At 65.2% G+C, this 14,046-nt stretch carries 14 protein-coding genes; 4 read left to right on the forward strand and 10 right to left on the reverse strand.

What is annotated here, in order from left to right:
- Positions 1-16 precede the first annotated feature (16 nt).
- Positions 17-835 (forward strand): alpha/beta fold hydrolase, encoded by an 819-nt coding sequence (locus tag ACFQPB_RS10175; RefSeq protein ID WP_382222622.1) that lies wholly within the window; start codon positions 17-19, stop codon positions 833-835.
- Between the two features lie 7 nt (positions 836-842).
- Here the strand turns inward: ACFQPB_RS10175 and ACFQPB_RS10180 are convergent, their stop codons facing one another.
- Positions 843-2,186 (reverse strand): D-amino acid dehydrogenase, encoded by a 1,344-nt coding sequence (locus tag ACFQPB_RS10180; protein WP_382222625.1) that lies wholly within the window; start codon positions 2,184-2,186, stop codon positions 843-845.
- 113 nt (positions 2,187-2,299) lie between these two features.
- On the opposite strand from ACFQPB_RS10180, the gene ACFQPB_RS10185 reads away from it, so the two are divergent.
- On the forward strand, positions 2,300-3,214 hold the full coding sequence (locus ACFQPB_RS10185) for a LysR family transcriptional regulator ArgP (RefSeq protein WP_382222628.1): 915 nt from the start codon (positions 2,300-2,302) through the stop codon (positions 3,212-3,214).
- A gap of 49 nt (positions 3,215-3,263) precedes the next feature.
- On the opposite strand, the gene ACFQPB_RS10190 is transcribed toward ACFQPB_RS10185, so the two are convergent.
- Together ACFQPB_RS10190 and ACFQPB_RS10195 are read right to left on the reverse strand one after the other, a co-directional pair.
- Complete coding sequence (locus ACFQPB_RS10190; RefSeq protein WP_382222631.1) at positions 3,264-3,716, reverse strand: fasciclin domain-containing protein; 453 nt, start codon at positions 3,714-3,716, stop codon at positions 3,264-3,266.
- Between the two features lie 51 nt (positions 3,717-3,767).
- Positions 3,768-4,727 carry a fasciclin domain-containing protein gene (locus tag ACFQPB_RS10195; RefSeq protein ID WP_382222633.1) on the reverse strand — a complete coding sequence of 320 codons (960 nt, stop codon included), beginning with the start codon at positions 4,725-4,727 and terminating at the stop codon, positions 3,768-3,770.
- A gap of 175 nt (positions 4,728-4,902) precedes the next feature.
- Between ACFQPB_RS10195 and ACFQPB_RS10200 the strand changes: the two genes are divergently transcribed.
- Positions 4,903-5,532, forward strand: coding sequence for a TetR/AcrR family transcriptional regulator (locus ACFQPB_RS10200; protein WP_382222636.1), 630 nt, complete (start codon positions 4,903-4,905; stop codon positions 5,530-5,532).
- Between the two features lie 12 nt (positions 5,533-5,544).
- Here the strand turns inward: ACFQPB_RS10200 and ACFQPB_RS10205 are convergent, their stop codons facing one another.
- The 4 genes from ACFQPB_RS10205 to ACFQPB_RS10220 form a co-directional block, all read right to left on the reverse strand.
- The gene (locus ACFQPB_RS10205; RefSeq protein WP_382222639.1) at positions 5,545-6,780 is read right to left on the reverse strand and encodes an HD-GYP domain-containing protein; all 1,236 of its coding nucleotides are present in this window, start codon (positions 6,778-6,780) and stop codon (positions 5,545-5,547) included.
- Between the two features lie 33 nt (positions 6,781-6,813).
- On the reverse strand, positions 6,814-7,236 hold the full coding sequence (locus ACFQPB_RS10210; protein WP_382222642.1) for a universal stress protein: 423 nt from the start codon (positions 7,234-7,236) through the stop codon (positions 6,814-6,816).
- A 71-nt stretch (positions 7,237-7,307) separates the two neighbouring features.
- On the reverse strand, positions 7,308-8,132 hold the full coding sequence (locus ACFQPB_RS10215) for a metallophosphoesterase (RefSeq protein ID WP_382202579.1): 825 nt from the start codon (positions 8,130-8,132) through the stop codon (positions 7,308-7,310).
- Positions 8,129-9,103 (reverse strand): LysR family transcriptional regulator, encoded by a 975-nt coding sequence (locus ACFQPB_RS10220; RefSeq protein WP_382222645.1) that lies wholly within the window; start codon positions 9,101-9,103, stop codon positions 8,129-8,131. Before ACFQPB_RS10220 ends, ACFQPB_RS10215 begins: the two co-directional genes overlap by 4 nt.
- A gap of 101 nt (positions 9,104-9,204) precedes the next feature.
- On the opposite strand from ACFQPB_RS10220, the gene ACFQPB_RS10225 reads away from it, so the two are divergent.
- Positions 9,205-9,696 (forward strand): hypothetical protein, encoded by a 492-nt coding sequence (locus ACFQPB_RS10225; protein WP_382202583.1) that lies wholly within the window; start codon positions 9,205-9,207, stop codon positions 9,694-9,696.
- Between the two features lie 78 nt (positions 9,697-9,774).
- Here ACFQPB_RS10225 and ACFQPB_RS10230 read toward each other — a convergent pair whose 3' ends face one another.
- From ACFQPB_RS10230 to ACFQPB_RS10240, 3 genes are all read right to left on the reverse strand, one after another.
- Positions 9,775-11,631, reverse strand: coding sequence for a phosphoenolpyruvate carboxykinase (GTP) (locus ACFQPB_RS10230; RefSeq protein ID WP_382222648.1), 1,857 nt, complete (start codon positions 11,629-11,631; stop codon positions 9,775-9,777).
- A gap of 309 nt (positions 11,632-11,940) precedes the next feature.
- Positions 11,941-12,201, reverse strand: coding sequence for a DUF3297 family protein (locus ACFQPB_RS10235; RefSeq protein WP_382202587.1), 261 nt, complete (start codon positions 12,199-12,201; stop codon positions 11,941-11,943).
- Positions 12,202-12,236: 35 nt separating this feature from the next.
- Entirely contained in the window at positions 12,237-13,946 is a 1,710-nt protein-coding gene (locus ACFQPB_RS10240) for a methyl-accepting chemotaxis protein (protein WP_382222651.1), read from the reverse strand.
- Between the last annotated feature and the right edge of the window lie 100 nt (positions 13,947-14,046).

Consider the following 14,046-nt stretch of genomic DNA (forward strand, 5'->3'; position numbering starts at 1 on the left):
GGCGTACCATGGGGCCATGTTGCCGCGATTCACCACGCTGGGCCGAGGCCCTGTTCTGCTGATGTTGCACGACGTGGACGCCAGCCACGTGGCGTTTGCGCCTCAGGTCGAAAGCTTTGCCTTGCAAGGCTACCAGGCGGTGGCTTGGGACATGCCCGGCTACGGACACAGCCCACCCGTTGAGCCCTACGACTTCAAGGGCCTGGCCGCGCGCTGTGTGGCCCTGATCGAAGCGCTGACGCAGCGCCCGGACGGCTCGCACGCCTCGGTGATCCTGCTGGGGCAGGGCATGGGCGGCATGGTGGCGCAAGAGGTGGTGTTGCGCCGCCCCGATCTGGTCAACCGCTTGATTTTGAGCGGTTCGCTGGCCAGTTTTGTCGGCCTGCCAGCGGCTCAGCGCGAGGCTTATGCGAGTGAGCGCACCGCGCCCCTGGATGCCGGCCTGAACATGCGCGATCTGGCGCAGCGCCTGGTGCCCCGGCAGGTGGGACCGGGTTCGCTGCCCGAGGGCGCACAACTGGCCGAGCACGCCCTGGGCGGCGTGTTTGTGTCCACCTACCGCAGGGCGCTGGATGCCCAGTCACGCTTTGACCGCCAGGCCGCCTTGGCCCATGTGCGGGTGCCCACGTTGTTGCTGACGGGTGAATTCGACGGCGTCGCCACCCCTGAGCGGGTGCAGGCCATGGCGCTTGATCTGCCCCTGGCGCACTGCGCCGTGCTCTCCGGGGTGGGCCGATGGCCCAACCTGGAGGCCCCCGACGACTTTGATGCGGCGGTGCTGTCTTTTCTGGCCGACACCGCCCCGGGCATGCGCACCACCGGCACGCTGCACTGAAGCCGCGTCAGGCGGCGACGCTGTGCCGCTTCCAGTTGGTCGCCTGGCTGCTGGCGCCCGATCCCATGCCGTGGAACTTGAAGTTCATGGCCGGCACTTCGCCGCTGATGAGTTCGGCCAGGGCGCGGCCCGAGCCGGCGCCGTGGGTCCAGCCCAAGGTGCCGTGGCCGGCATTGACCCACAGCTTGCCCACCTGGGTGCGGCCAATCAGCGGGATGTTGGTGGGGGTGGCCGGGCGCAGGCCGGTCCAGAACTGCGGGTCGCCGCCTTTTTCGGGCGTGCGGGTGTCGGCCACGCCGGGGAACACGTCCTCGATGCGGCGCACCAGCATTTCGCAGCGCTTTTTGGCCAGCGGCGTGTCCAGCGACAGGTCGAAACCGCCCAGCTCAATGGTGCCGGCCACACGCAGCTGGTTGCCCAGGCGCGAAATGGCGATCTTCAGGCCGTCGTCGATCATGCTCACGCTGGGCGCCAGCTCGGGCTTGAGCAGCGGCAGTGTGGCGCTGTAGCCCTTGCCGGGGTAGATGGGCACGTTGACGCCCACGGTGCGCAGCAGCGGCGTGGTGTAGGAGCCGCAGGCGGCGACAAACGCATCGCCCACGACGGTGCGCACTTCGCCGCTGCGGCGGTCGCGCACGCGCACGTTTTGCATTTCACCGCCTGCCGTGTTGAGCTGCTCGATGTCGTGGCCGAACAGCAGGCGCGCGCCTTTTTGTTCGCACAGGTCGGCGAGTTTCTGGGTGAACACGCGGGCGTCGCCGTGTTCGTCGGAGGGGGTGTAGGTGCCACCCACAATGCGGTCGCCAAAGGCGCGCAGCGCCGGTTCGATGTTCAGCAGCTCGTCGCGCGAGATCACCCGGCGCTTCACGCCATGGCGGCCCATCACCTCGGCCGCGCTGGCCGCGCCGTCGAACGATTGGGTGTCGGTGTAGTAATGCGCAATGCCACGCTCCAGGCGGTTGTATTCGATGCCGGTGGTGGTCACCATGTCCTTGAGCGTGGCGTGGCTGAAGGCGCCCAGCGCCACCAGTTGGGCCACGTTGCGCTCGAAGGCAGCGTCGTTGCACTGGCCCAGGAATTGCAGGCCCCACTTCCACTGGTCCCAGTCGAATTGTGGGCGGAACAGCAGCGGCGAGGTGGGCGAGAACATCCACTTGAGCGCCTTCAGCGGGGCTTCGCGGTTGGCCCAGGGCTCGCAGTAGCTCACCGAAATCTGCGCCGCGTTGGCAAAGCTGGTTTCCAGGGCCGCGTCGTTCTGGCGGTCCACCAGCGTGACCTCGTGGCCGCGCTCCAGCAAATGCCAAGCGGTGCTCACACCAATGATGCCGGCACCCATCACAACCACTCGCATAGCGTTCACCTTGGAAAAATTTGACTGTTGCGCAGTATGGGAAAAACCGGCTTGAAATTGAAGTGAAATTAAACTAAATTGAAAAACATCAGATTGACTAATGGAAGGATGCCATGAGCACCTTTGACCCCGATGCCCTGGAATGCCTGGCCGCCATCATCGAAGAAGGGGGCTTTGAGCGCGCCGCTCAGCGCTTGTCCATCACCCAGTCGGCGGTGTCGCAGCGCCTGCGTGCGCTGGAGGCGCAGGTGGGCACGGTGCTCATCGTGCGCAGCCGCCCGCTCAAACCCACGCAGGCGGGGCAACTGCTGCTCAAACACGCGAAGATGATGCGCCTGCTGCGCGCCGACCTGGAGCGCGACCTGAAAGAACTGGCGCCCAGCTCCACCGGCGGCGGGCGGGATGACGAGCGCATCTCGGTGGCCATCAACGCCGACAGCATCGCCACCTGGGCGCTGGGCGCGCTCACGCCGTTGGCGCAGAGTGGCCTGCCGATTGAAATCATCCACGACGACCAGGATTTCACCCAGGAATGGCTGCGCGAAGGCCAGGTGCTGGGTTGTGTCACCTCCATTGGCCAGGCCTTGCGCGGCTGCAAGATGGACGCGCTGGGCACCATGGACTACGTGGCCGTGGCCTCACCCACCTTTGCCGAACGCCACCTGCCGGCCGGCCTGAACGCCCACAATTTCCACCAGACGCCCTTCATCACCTTCAACCGCAAGGACGACATGCAGCGCGAATTTGTGGCGCGCGCCTTCGGGCTGCAACGGGTCATCCTGCGGCAGATTTATGTGCCTTCGTCCGAGGGGCAGGTGATGGCGGTACAGCGTGGCTGGGGCGTGAGTGTGGTGCCCGAACTGCTGGTGCGCGAGCGGCTGGCGCGCGGTGTGCTGGTCAACGTGGCGCCCACACACGCGCAAGGCGTCAAGCTGTATTGGCACTGCTGGAACCTGGCCTCCGACGTGCTCGATGGCCTGAGCGCGGCCTTGCGGCGCGAGGCGGCCACGCAGTTGCGCCAGACGTGAAAAAGCCCGCTGGCGCAAGCGCCGGGCGGGCTTTTTTTTCGGCCAGCGTTTACTTGGGCATCACCACGGTGTCGATCACGTGGATCACACCGTTGCTGGCCACCACGTCGGTTTTCACCACGTTGGCCGCGTCCACTTTCACGCCACCCATGGTGCTGACGGTCAGCTCGCTGCCTTGCACCGTTTTGACCTTGCCGGCTTTCACATCGGCGGCCATCACCTTGCCGGGCACCACGTGGTAGGTCAGCACCTTGGTCAATGCGGCCTTGTCTTTCAACAGGGCATCCAGTTGGGCTTTCGGGATCTTGGCAAAGGCTTCGTCGGAGGGGGCGAACACGGTGAAGGGGCCAGGGCCCTTGAGCGTGTCCACCAGGCCGGCAGCTTGCACCGCGGTCACCAGGGTTTTGAACGACCCGGCCGAGACGGCTGTGTCAACGATGTCGGCGGCTTGTGCGGCCAGGGCGCTCAGGCCCATCACGGAAGCGATCAGCAGTTTTTTCATGGTCAGTCCTGTTGCAGTGGTTGAAGGGAAAAGGGAGATTTCAGGGCGTGCTCAGGCAGGTGCCGTGGGCAGGATCACTTTGTCGATCACATGGATCACGCCGTTGCTGGTGAGCACATCGGTGGCCACAATGTTGGCTTTTCGGCCCAGCTGGTCGGTGATGGCCAGATCGCTGCCGACCGTGAACGTGGCGCCCTGCAGCGAAGTGATGGGCGTGTTCAGCGGCACCTGCGCCTTGAACACGCGGCTGGGCACCACGTGGTAGGTCAGCACGGCGGTCAGCAGCGCGGTGTTGGCGAACAAGGCCTCTTTGGTCGTGCCCAGTTCGGCCAGCGCGGCGGCGAAGGCCGCGTTGGTGGGCGCAAAAACGGTGAAGGGGCCGGTCGCGCTCAGCGCGTCCACCAGGCCAGCGGCTTGCACCGCTTCGACCAACAGCGTGAATTCCGGCGCCGAGGCGATGGCGGTTTGCACAATGGTCTTGTCTGCCGGCAGGATGACCTTGTCGATCACGTGGATCACGCCGTTGCTGGCCGCCACATCGGTGCCGGTGATGTTGGCCACCCGGTTGCGGCCGTCGGTGATTTTGAGGCCGCTGTTCGATTCGATTTTGAACACGCCGCCTTGCACCGTGGTGATGGGTTGGCCCAACACGCCGGCCACCGCGCTGGCTTCCACCTTGGCGGGCAGCACGTGGTAGGTCAAGACGGCCGTGAGCAATGCCTTGTCCGCCAGCAGGGCGTCTTTGGTCACACCCAGCTCAGTGAGCAGCGCGGCGAAGGCCGCATTGGTGGGTGCAAACACGGTGAAGGGGCCGGTGCCGCTGAGGGTGGTGGCCAGATCGGCTGCGACCACGGCCTCGACCAGGATGCTGAAGTCGGGCAGGCTTTGTGCCACCTCCACGATGTTTTTTGATGGGTTGTGGTCGTCGTCGCCACCGCCACAGGCGGACAGCAGGGCAGAACCGGCGCCGGCGGCGGCCAGCATCAACAGGGAACGGCGGGGAATGCGCATGGGTGCCTCACAGGTGGTTGAACAACATGGCTCGCGGGCGTGCGGCCAACTTGCGAGGCTGAATACTAACCAATCAGAATCAAAAGTGACTAATCAGTATGAATTCACTCAAATGAGTGGGGATATAGACTTGCACGTTGATTTGGTGCACCATCAGCAGCAGGAGAAATGTGGGATGTCCTCAGCCGTATTGAAATCGCCCCCTGCCAAGCGCAGTTTTCGGGAACAAATGCACCAGGCGCGTGAAGACGCGATCATCCAGGCCGTCAACCGCCTGTTGGCCGAAAAAGGGTTTGATGCCATGACGGTGGATGAGGTGGCCGCCGAGGTGGGCATCGCCAAGGCCAGCCTGTACAAACACTTTTCCAGCAAGGAAGATTTGGCCGCTGCGGCGATGGTGAAGGTGATGCTGCGCGCGGTGGCGTTTCTCGACAACCTCGACACCTCGGAGCGCCCCATCGACCTGCTCAAGGCGGTGGCGCGCTGGACCATGGAGGTGCAGTTGGCCGGCGAGATGCCTTCGTTGCCGAGCGAAAACTCCGCGCTGCGCGGCGCCTTGATGGTGAACACCGCGTACATGGACGGCTTGATGCAGGTCAGTGACCGACTGGGCGCCTGGATTGAAGCGGCCCAGGCCGATGGCAGTCTCAACCGCAACCTGCCGCCGATTGCCGTGCTCTACACCCTGTACGCGCGGGCATGTGATCCGGTGCTGGGTTTCTTGCGGGCCAGTGGCACCCACAGCGACAGCGAGATCATCGACATGGTGATGACCAGCTGCTTTGAGGGCTTGAACGCGCGCTGACGCGGCCGGGCATCAGCCGTGGGGCGCGGCGCCGCCCGACCAGATGTCGTCGAGGTCGGGGAAGGGCCAGTCGGCCGGGTCTTCTCGGCCCAGGATTTGTAGTTTGGTGTTGGGGGCCGACAAGTCCACCTCCTGCAGCGGCAGGCGTTCCTGGTGGCGCAGCGAGTAGAACACCTTGACGATGGGCTTGAGCAGCGAACGTTGTGACTGGTCAATCACCACCGCCAGTTTCTCGTTGTTGAGCTTGACCAGCGAGCCCACCGGGTAAATGCCCAGGCTGCGCACAAAGGCCTGGAACACACGCGGATCAAAATGCCCGCCGGTCCACTTGGCCATGCGGCTGAGCGACTCGGCCGGGTCCCAGCCCGCCTTGTAGGGGCGGTTGGAGGTGATGGCGTCGTACACGTCGCACACCGCGCCCATGCGGGCCATCAGGCTGATCTGGTCGCCGGCCAGTTTGTCGGGGTAGCCGGCGCCGTCCATCCGCTCGTGGTGGTGCAGGCACACGTCCAGCGCCACCGGGTGGCTCACGCCGCTGTCCTTGAGCAACTGCCAGCCCTTGTGCGGGTGGCTTTTCACCAGCTCAAATTCGCCGTCGCTCAATCGACCGGGTTTGTTGAGCACGGCCATGGGCACCAGAGCCTTGCCGATGTCGTGCAGCAGGCCGGCAAAACCCGCGTCGCTCACCTGTTCGTCGCTGAGCTTGAGCTGGCGCCCGACCGACACCATCAGCGCACACACGGCCACCGAGTGCATGTAGGTGTAGTTGTCTGCCGTTTTGAGCCGCGCCAGGCTGATGAGCGCGCTGCCATTGCGCATCACCGAATCGGTGATGTCTTGCACAAGCCCGCGCACTGTGCCGGTGTCGATCGCGCGGCCCATGCGGACCTCGCTGAACATGCGCGTCATTTCCTCGCGCGCAGACAGGCAGACGCTGGCGGCACGGGCCATTTCTTCGCGCAGGCCACACGCGATGGGTCGCTCGGCGCGTCGCGTTCCGGTCGGCGCATCCGGCGCCGGTTCGTCGGGCGTCACAGGCGGCGCGTCGAATGTCAGCACCTCGACATCCAGCCCTTGGCTGGTGTCTATCCACACACCGGTCACGCCACTGGCCATCACGCGGGCCAGATCGCGCGGCTCTTCGAGCACAAAGCGGTTGCGCCAGAAGGGGTGGTCTATCCAGGACCCCTCGAAGCCCTGGATGTACATGCCCAGCCGCAACTGATCGGGGCGGATCTGCTTGAGCAAGTGCCTACCCCGCCCGGTCTGACAAGGGGGATGTCAGCGCACCAGCAGAACGGGCGTGCCGCAGTGCGCCATGACCTTGGTGGCCACCGAGCCCATGACCAGGTTGCCCAGGGCGCTGTGGCCGTGCGAGCCCATGATCACGAGATCGAACTTGCCGCTGTCGGCGGTCTTGGCGATCAGCTCGCCCGGATGGCCGACTTTGCTGATGGTGTCGGGCTCAATGTTGTGGCGCTTGAGAAACTTGACCACGGGGCCAAATACCTTGGTGGCTTCTTCCTCGTGGTAGCTCTTGACCACTTCGGCACCCACGGCCGCGCGGGCGCGGGGGGGCAACGGCATTTGCACGTTGAGCAAGGTGAACTGGTTGTTGGTGCCAAACATCTCGGCGTGGGTGGCCAGGTAGGCAAGCATCTTCTTGGTGTACGGGCTGCCATCAACGGCGAGAAGGATTTTCATGGGTTTGGCTCCAGGGTTTGACAGAGTGCGCTTGAGTGTAAATGTTTGACACAGGGGCTTGTTGTTTTCGGTCAAGCTGCAAGCGCGATGCACTGGCTGGGACGGAAGTCCTTCTGTTCACCCTTGTGCGCATACCCCATGGGGTTGGCCACGACGCGGCAGTTGCCCACGCGGTAGTCGTGCGCACAATGCAGGTGCCCATGCAGCCACAGGTCGGCGTGGGCCAGCATGGGATCCAGCGTGTTGCAGAAGCCGGCCGTGCCGGGTGTGAGGCCGTAGCGCGGGTCCGCGCTGCGCAGGCTGGGGGCGAAATGGGTCACCACCACGGTGTGGCCATCGAAGGGCTGAGACAGTGCTTCGGCCAGCCATTGCTGGCACTGCAGCGCCTGGTCGCGCATGGCGGCTGCGTCGAACAACGCGCCGCCGCGCCGGGTGGCCATGGTGCGCAGGTAGAAGTTGGCGGCGCGAAAGGCTTTGTCGCGTGCCTTCAGCGCCTCGGTGGGCGGCAGCCCCTGGGCCAGGGCGTCGAAGTCGGCCCACAAGGTGGTGCCCACAAAACGCACGCTGCCCAGGCGCCACTGTTCGCGTTCCAGCCACACCAGACCCAGGCGGTCGCAGGTGTGGCGCAGGTTGGTGTGGGCTTCGTCGAAATCCAGTGCGTCGTATTCGTGGTTGCCGGGCACAAACAGCACGGGCACCGGCCAGCCGGCAAACTGTGGAAGTGGTGAAAAGCGCTGCAGACCCCAGTCGGGCTCGGTCAGCGCGTGGCCGTCGCGACGTGTCTGGTACGAGCCGATGTCGCCGGCCAGCACCAGCAGATCGGCGCCGGGCGCGGGTTCGATCTGCAGGTGCGGGTTGGACTCCAGGTGCAAGTCGCTCAGCAGTTGGATGTTCATGGCGCGGCCACCGGAGCCACCTGGCGGTTGTTCTGGGCGGTGCGCCGAACGGCTTCGCGTAGCCAGCGGTGGGCGCTGCTGGCCTGGTGCTGGCGGTGCCACAACGCATCCACATGCACGGCCGGCACGTCCAGCGGCAGCGGTCGCCACACCAACTGGTCGGCCACACCGGTGCCGCCGATGAAGTGGCGTGGCAACACGGTCAGCAGGTCGGAGCTGGCCACGACCAGGCCGGCGGTGAAGAACTGGTTGACCGTGAGCACCACACGCCGTTTGCGCGAGACGGCGGTCAGCGCCTCGTCCACAAAACCGACCGGGCGCCCGGAAAAACTCACCAGCAGGTGGCGCGCGGCGCAGTAGTCGTCCAGGCTCAGCGCGCCTTGGGCCAGCGGGTGGTGTTTGCGCATGACCACCACGTACTCACCGTCGTACAGGCGCTCGTACATGAAGCGTGGGTTGCTCTCTTGCAGGTGCTGGGCGCCCAGTTCGGCCAACACGCCAGGAAAGTGGCCGATGGCCAGGTCGACCTCGCCCGACTCCAGCAACTGGCGCGGGTCGCGCGTGGTCAGCGGAACGACCCGCAGCGTCACGCCCGGGGCTTCGCTGGCCAGCACGTCCACCAGGCCGGGAATCACCTTGGCGGCGGTGGCGTCGGCCATGGTGAACACAAACGCGTTCTGGGCCAGGGCGGGGTTGAAGTCGCCCGGGGCCAGCGCCTCGCGCAACTGGTGCAGCGCGTCGCGCACGCTGGGCCACAGCATCAAGGCGCGTGGGGTGGGTTCCACACCGTAGCCGGCGCGCAACACCAGCTCGTCGCCCAGCAGGTCGCGCAGTCGGCGCAAGGCGTTGCTCACGGCCGGCTGGGTCATGGACAGACGTTGCGCCGCGCGCGTCAGGTTGCGCTCGGCCATCACCTCGTCGAACACCCGCAGCAGGTTCAGGTCCAGGGTGCGGAAGTTGAGTTCATTCATTTGGCTTGTGAATGTAAGCCATCACAAGAATAAATTTGCAAATACCTGGGGTTAACCCTAGGATTCACCTGTCCAAAAGACATTTCTTCAAGGAGTTTGCCATGAGCACCGTCGTTTCTTCTTCCCCTGTTGCTTTGAGTGGCCGCACCAACGAAGCGGTTGTGCGCCCGACCAACGAAGGCGCCCGTGGCTTGGCGGCTTTGCTGCTGGCGGCCGTGGTGGCTGCGTTGGTGGTGGTGGCCGATCAGGTGATCGAGTCCTGGGTGGATGGCCATGTGTTCCTGGCCTGGGTGCTGCTGTGGGCGGTGGTGTTTGCCGCCACCCTGGTGTTTGCCGGCACCGCCCGTCGCATGGGTTTGCGTGCCATGGCAGCGCTCAACCGCTGGTCGGTGGCTGCAGCACAACGCCGCGCCGAAGCCCGCATGTGGGAGATCGCCAAAACCGATTCGCGCGTGATGAGCGAGCTGGTGGCCGCACAACAGCGCGCCGATGTGGACGCGCCCGCCACTGTGGTGCCCGACAGCGAAGCCCTGTTGCGCCTGGCCCGCAGCCAGATGCCGGCAGGCCGCCGCCGCGCCGTGTTCTATTGCTGAGCCGCTGACGCACCATAAAAAAAGGCCACCGGGTTGCCCCGGTGGCCTTTTTGCTGTGCGCTTGTGGCCTGTGTGACCTTATGCGGCGGCCAGGCGCTGCTCGATCTGCGCCTTGGTGGCCACCAGCTCCTGGGGCAGGTGGTAGGCCAGCTGGGTGAACAGCTCGCTGTGCAGGGCCAGCTCGGCCTGCCAGTCGGCCTTGTCGATGTGGGTCACCGAGTCGAACTGGGCACGGTTGAAGTCGAGGCCGCTCCACTCGATTTCTTCGTAGGTGGGGCTGACGCCAAACAGGTTGTCCTGGCCTTGCACCTTGCCTTCGATGCGGTCGAGCATCCACTTGAGCACCCGCATGTTTTCGCCGTAGCCAGGCCAGACGAACTTGCCGTCGGCGCCCTTGCGGAACCAGTTGACGCAGAAGATCTTGGGCAGGGTGTGACCCAGGCTTTCCAGCTTGTGCTCCATGTCCAGCCAGTGCTGGAAGTAGTCGCTCATGTTGTAGCCGGTGAAGGGGAGCATCGCGAACGGGTCGCGGCGCACCACGCCCTGGGCGCCAAAGGCGGCAGCGGTGGTTTCCGAACCCATGGTGGCGGCCATGTAGACGCCTTCCATCCAGGTGCGGGCTTCGGTCACCAACGGCACGGTGGTGCTGCGGCGGCCACCGAAGATGAAGGCGTCGATGGGCACACCGGCCGGGTCGTCCCAGGCCGGGTCGAGCGCGGGGTTGTTGATGGCGGCCACGGTGAAGCGCGCGTTGGGGTGGGCGGCCTTGGCGCCGGTTTCTTTGGCGAGCTGCGGCGTCCAGTCCTTGCCCTGCCAGTCGATGGCGTGGGCCGGGGCATCGCCCATGCCTTCCCACCACACGTCGCCGTCGTCGGTGAGGGCCACGTTGGTGAAGATCACGTCCTTGGTCAGGCTGGCCATGCAGTTGGGGTTGGTCAGCGTGTTGGTGCCAGGGGCGACGCCGAAGTAGCCGGCTTCGGGGTTGATGGCGTACAGCTTGCCGTCGGCGTGGGGCTTGATCCAGGCGATGTCGTCACCGATGGTGGTGACGGTCCAGCCGTTCAGACCTTGCGGCGGGATCAGCATGGCGAAGTTGGTCTTGCCGCAGGCGCTGGGGAAGGCAGCGGCCACGTGCGACTTCTTGCCCTCGGGCGAGGTCACGCCCAGGATCAGCATGTGCTCGGCCAGCCAGCCCTGGTCGCGGCCCATGGTGGAGGCGATGCGCAGGGCCAGGCACTTCTTGCCCAGCAAGGCGTTGCCACCGTAGCCCGAGCCGTAAGACCAGATCTCGCGCGTTTCGGGGTAGTGGACGATGTACTTGGTGGTCGGGTTGCAAGGCCACGACACGTCGGCCTGGCCGTCGGCCAGCGGTGCGCCCACCGTGTGCACGCAGGGCACGTACTCGCCGTCCACGCCCAGCACGTCGTACACCGCCTTGCCCATGCGGGTCATGATCTTCATGTTGGTGACGACGTAGGGGCTGTCGGTCAGCTCCACGCCGATCTGGGCGATGTGCGAACCCAGCGGGCCCATGCTGAAGGGGATCACGTACATGGTGCGCCCAGCCATGCAGCCGTCGAACAGGGGCTGCAGCGTGGCGCGCATGTCGGCCGGGGCTTTCCAGTTGTTGGTCGGACCGGCATCTTCCTGCTTTTCAGAGCAGATGAAGGTGCGGTCTTCCACGCGGGCCACGTCGGACGGGTCGGACCAGGCCAGGTAGGAGTTCGGGCGTTTGGCGGGGTTCAGGCGCTTCAGCGTTCCGCTGGCCACCATCTGCTCGCACAGGGTGTTGTATTCGGCTTCGCTGCCGTCGCACCAGTGGATGCGCGCGGGTTTGCACAGGGCGGCCATGTCGGCCACCCAGGCGATGAGGCGGGCGTTCTTCACAAAGGCGGGCGCCTGGATGGTCAGGCCCTGCATGGCGGGAGAGTTCATGTGGTCAGCTCCAAAGTAAAAAAGCGGAATCTTGAAAAACGTCGCTTCAAACCGTGGAGGGAGCGCCTGTGCGAGAACACAGGTTGAGACGTTTTTCAGTATCCCCTTCTCTGCTGAGGGACTGCGTCTCGGTCGGCGCCCGGAGGGCTGCGTGCTGGGTGCAGGGTGCAGCGCGAAAAGCCAAAACCCCGCGTCGGTAAACCCGGGTTTTGGCCCGCGTGTCGGCCAAGGAGGGGTATTTTATGAAAGCACGGTGGCAGTTACCTGACGGGTACATGCAAAACTTGCATGACCCTATGCTGCCCTTGTTCAGCGGTAGAAGGCCTCAACCGCACCCTTGAGTTTGATCATCAGCGGCTGGCCTTTGCGGTCCACCGTTTTGCCGGCAGGCACGCGTATCCAGCCTTCGCTGACGCAGTATTCCTCAACGTCGAAACGTTCTTTGCCGTTGAAACGGATGCCGATGTCGTGCTCGAAAACCGCCGCCACGTGGTGTGGGCTGCGTGGGTCGATGGAGAGGTGATCGGGCAGCGCGGGGCGCTCGGAGGGGGTGGCGGCGGTGTCGTTCATGGCGGCAATTGTCGCCGAGCCGTCGCCCACACCCATCACTGCGGCAGGGCGGGGCGCAGCCCGGCGCGCGTGGGTGCGGGTACCAAGGTGGCGCCGCTGGCGGGCGTGCGCCGTTGCTGCTGTTGTTCGCGCATCTGGCGCCGCAGGCCCACCGCGTCGGTGGTCGCCGCGCCGGTGCCACCGTTGTCGATGCGGAACACCGCCACCGTTTCGGTGGTGTTTTGGGCCAGGCCTTCGAGCGATTGCGCCGAGGCGGCGATTTCTTCCACCAGCGCCGCGTTCTGCTGGGTGATGGTGTCGAGTTGCGCCACCGCCGCGTTGATCTGCGAGATGCCCGTCAGCTGCTCTTTGGCGGCGTTGCTGATTTCGTCCACCAGCACATTGACCCGGCGCACCCCTTCCACGGCTTCGCCCATGGTTTTGCGTGCGGCCTCCGATTTGGTGTGGCCGGCCTCCACCTTGCTGGCCGAATCCTCGATCAGTGTTTTGACCTCTTTGGCAGCGGTGGATGTGCGCTGCGCCAGCGTGCGGACCTCGCTGGCCACCACCGCAAAACCCCGGCCCTGTTCGCCCGCACGCGCCGCCTCCACGGCAGCGTTCAGCGCCAGGATGTTGGTCTGGAACGCGATGCTGTCGATCACCTGTGTGATCTCGCTGATGCGGCGCGACGATTCCTGGATCGCGCGCATGTTGGTGCCGACCTCGTTGACGGCCTCGCTGCCGCGTTCGGCGATGTCGCGCGCCTGCGCCGACAACTCGCTGGCCTGGCGGGCCGACTCGGCGGACTGGCGCACCGTGCCCGTGATCTCTTCCATGGAGGCGGCGGTCTGCTCCAGGTTGCTGGCCTGGGCCTCGGTGCGCTGGCTCAGGTCCAGGTTGCCGCTGGCGATCTCGGCCGTGCCCACCACCATGGCCCCGCTTTGCTGGCGGGCGTCGCGCACCACCGAACGCAGGTTCACCCCGAGTTGGCTCAGCGCCACCTGAAGGTCGCCGAGTTGGTCGCTGCGGGTGTGGGCCACCGACTGGGTGAGGTCGCCCGCCGCCATGCTGTTGGCAGCATTGATCAGGGCCCCCAAGGGGGCGGTGATCAAATGGGTGAGGTACCACCAGAAGCCCACCAGCAAGGCCAGTTTGGCGCCAAGGTTGAGCGCGCTCATCAGGCCGCCCGAGGCCGGCAGCACCAGGTTGACGCCCTGGCCGACCAGCACCAGCGCCAGCAGCACCACCAGCATCTTGGCGGACAGGCTCAGACGCGTCATTTCGGCCAGGCGCCCGGCCAGCGTGTGTTTCACCAGGCGCCCGTTCTTGAGCGTGTGCACCAGGCGGCCACTCTCCTTTTCGGCGCGCATGGTGGCATAGAGCTGTTCGGCGGACTGGATCTGTTCGCGTGTGGCTTCGGTGCGCACCGACATGTAGCCGATGGGCTGGCCGTTTTCCAGCAGCGGCGTGGCGTTGGCCATCACCCAGTAGTGGTCGCCGTTCTTGCGGCGGTTTTTCACCGGTGCCGACCATGGGCGCCCGCTGGCGATGGTCTCCCACATGTCTCGGTAGGCCTCCTCCGGCATGTCGGGGTGGCGCACGATGTTGTGGGGCTGGCCCAGCAGTTCTTCCTTCGAGTAGCCGCTGACCTCGATGAAGATGGGGTTGCAGTAGAGGATGCGCCCCTTGGTGTCGGTGGTTGACACCAAGGTTTGGCCGGTGGGAAACGGATGTTCCTGGCCGCTGACGGGCAAATTGACGCGCATGATTCCTCCACTGTTGTGACAACATGCACAGGACGCGGTACCTTGTGGCTTTCACGGCCACCAACCTTCCCTTGTGCTGCAAGCTTTTTCGTTAAGGAAA

The organism is Hydrogenophaga atypica, from assembly GCF_042665215.1.
GTDB lineage: Bacteria > Pseudomonadota > Gammaproteobacteria > Burkholderiales > Burkholderiaceae_C > Hydrogenophaga > Hydrogenophaga defluvii_A.

Excerpts from the sequence above, each read along its gene's own strand:
- ACFQPB_RS10210 (WP_382222642.1), bottom strand. The coding sequence starts at position 7,236 with ATGAAAATCCTTCTCGCCGTTGATGGCAGCCCGTACACCAAGAAGATG.
- ACFQPB_RS10230 (WP_382222648.1), bottom strand. The coding sequence starts at position 11,631 with ATGAACTCTCCCGCCATGCAGGGCCTGACCATCCAGGCGCCCGCCTTT.
- ACFQPB_RS10180 (WP_382222625.1), bottom strand. The coding sequence starts at position 2,186 with ATGCGAGTGGTTGTGATGGGTGCCGGCATCATTGGTGTGAGCACCGCT.
- ACFQPB_RS10220 (WP_382222645.1), bottom strand. The coding sequence starts at position 9,103 with ATGAATGAACTCAACTTCCGCACCCTGGACCTGAACCTGCTGCGGGTG.
- ACFQPB_RS10200 (WP_382222636.1), top strand. The coding sequence starts at position 4,903 with ATGTCCTCAGCCGTATTGAAATCGCCCCCTGCCAAGCGCAGTTTTCGG.
- ACFQPB_RS10185 (WP_382222628.1), top strand. The coding sequence starts at position 2,300 with ATGAGCACCTTTGACCCCGATGCCCTGGAATGCCTGGCCGCCATCATC.
- ACFQPB_RS10195 (WP_382222633.1), bottom strand. The coding sequence starts at position 4,727 with ATGCGCATTCCCCGCCGTTCCCTGTTGATGCTGGCCGCCGCCGGCGCC.
- ACFQPB_RS10235 (WP_382202587.1), bottom strand. The coding sequence starts at position 12,201 with ATGAACGACACCGCCGCCACCCCCTCCGAGCGCCCCGCGCTGCCCGAT.
- ACFQPB_RS10175 (WP_382222622.1), top strand. The coding sequence starts at position 17 with ATGTTGCCGCGATTCACCACGCTGGGCCGAGGCCCTGTTCTGCTGATG.
- ACFQPB_RS10225 (WP_382202583.1), top strand. The coding sequence starts at position 9,205 with ATGAGCACCGTCGTTTCTTCTTCCCCTGTTGCTTTGAGTGGCCGCACC.
- ACFQPB_RS10190 (WP_382222631.1), bottom strand. The coding sequence starts at position 3,716 with ATGAAAAAACTGCTGATCGCTTCCGTGATGGGCCTGAGCGCCCTGGCC.
- ACFQPB_RS10240 (WP_382222651.1), bottom strand. The coding sequence starts at position 13,946 with ATGCGCGTCAATTTGCCCGTCAGCGGCCAGGAACATCCGTTTCCCACC.
- ACFQPB_RS10215 (WP_382202579.1), bottom strand. The coding sequence starts at position 8,132 with ATGAACATCCAACTGCTGAGCGACTTGCACCTGGAGTCCAACCCGCAC.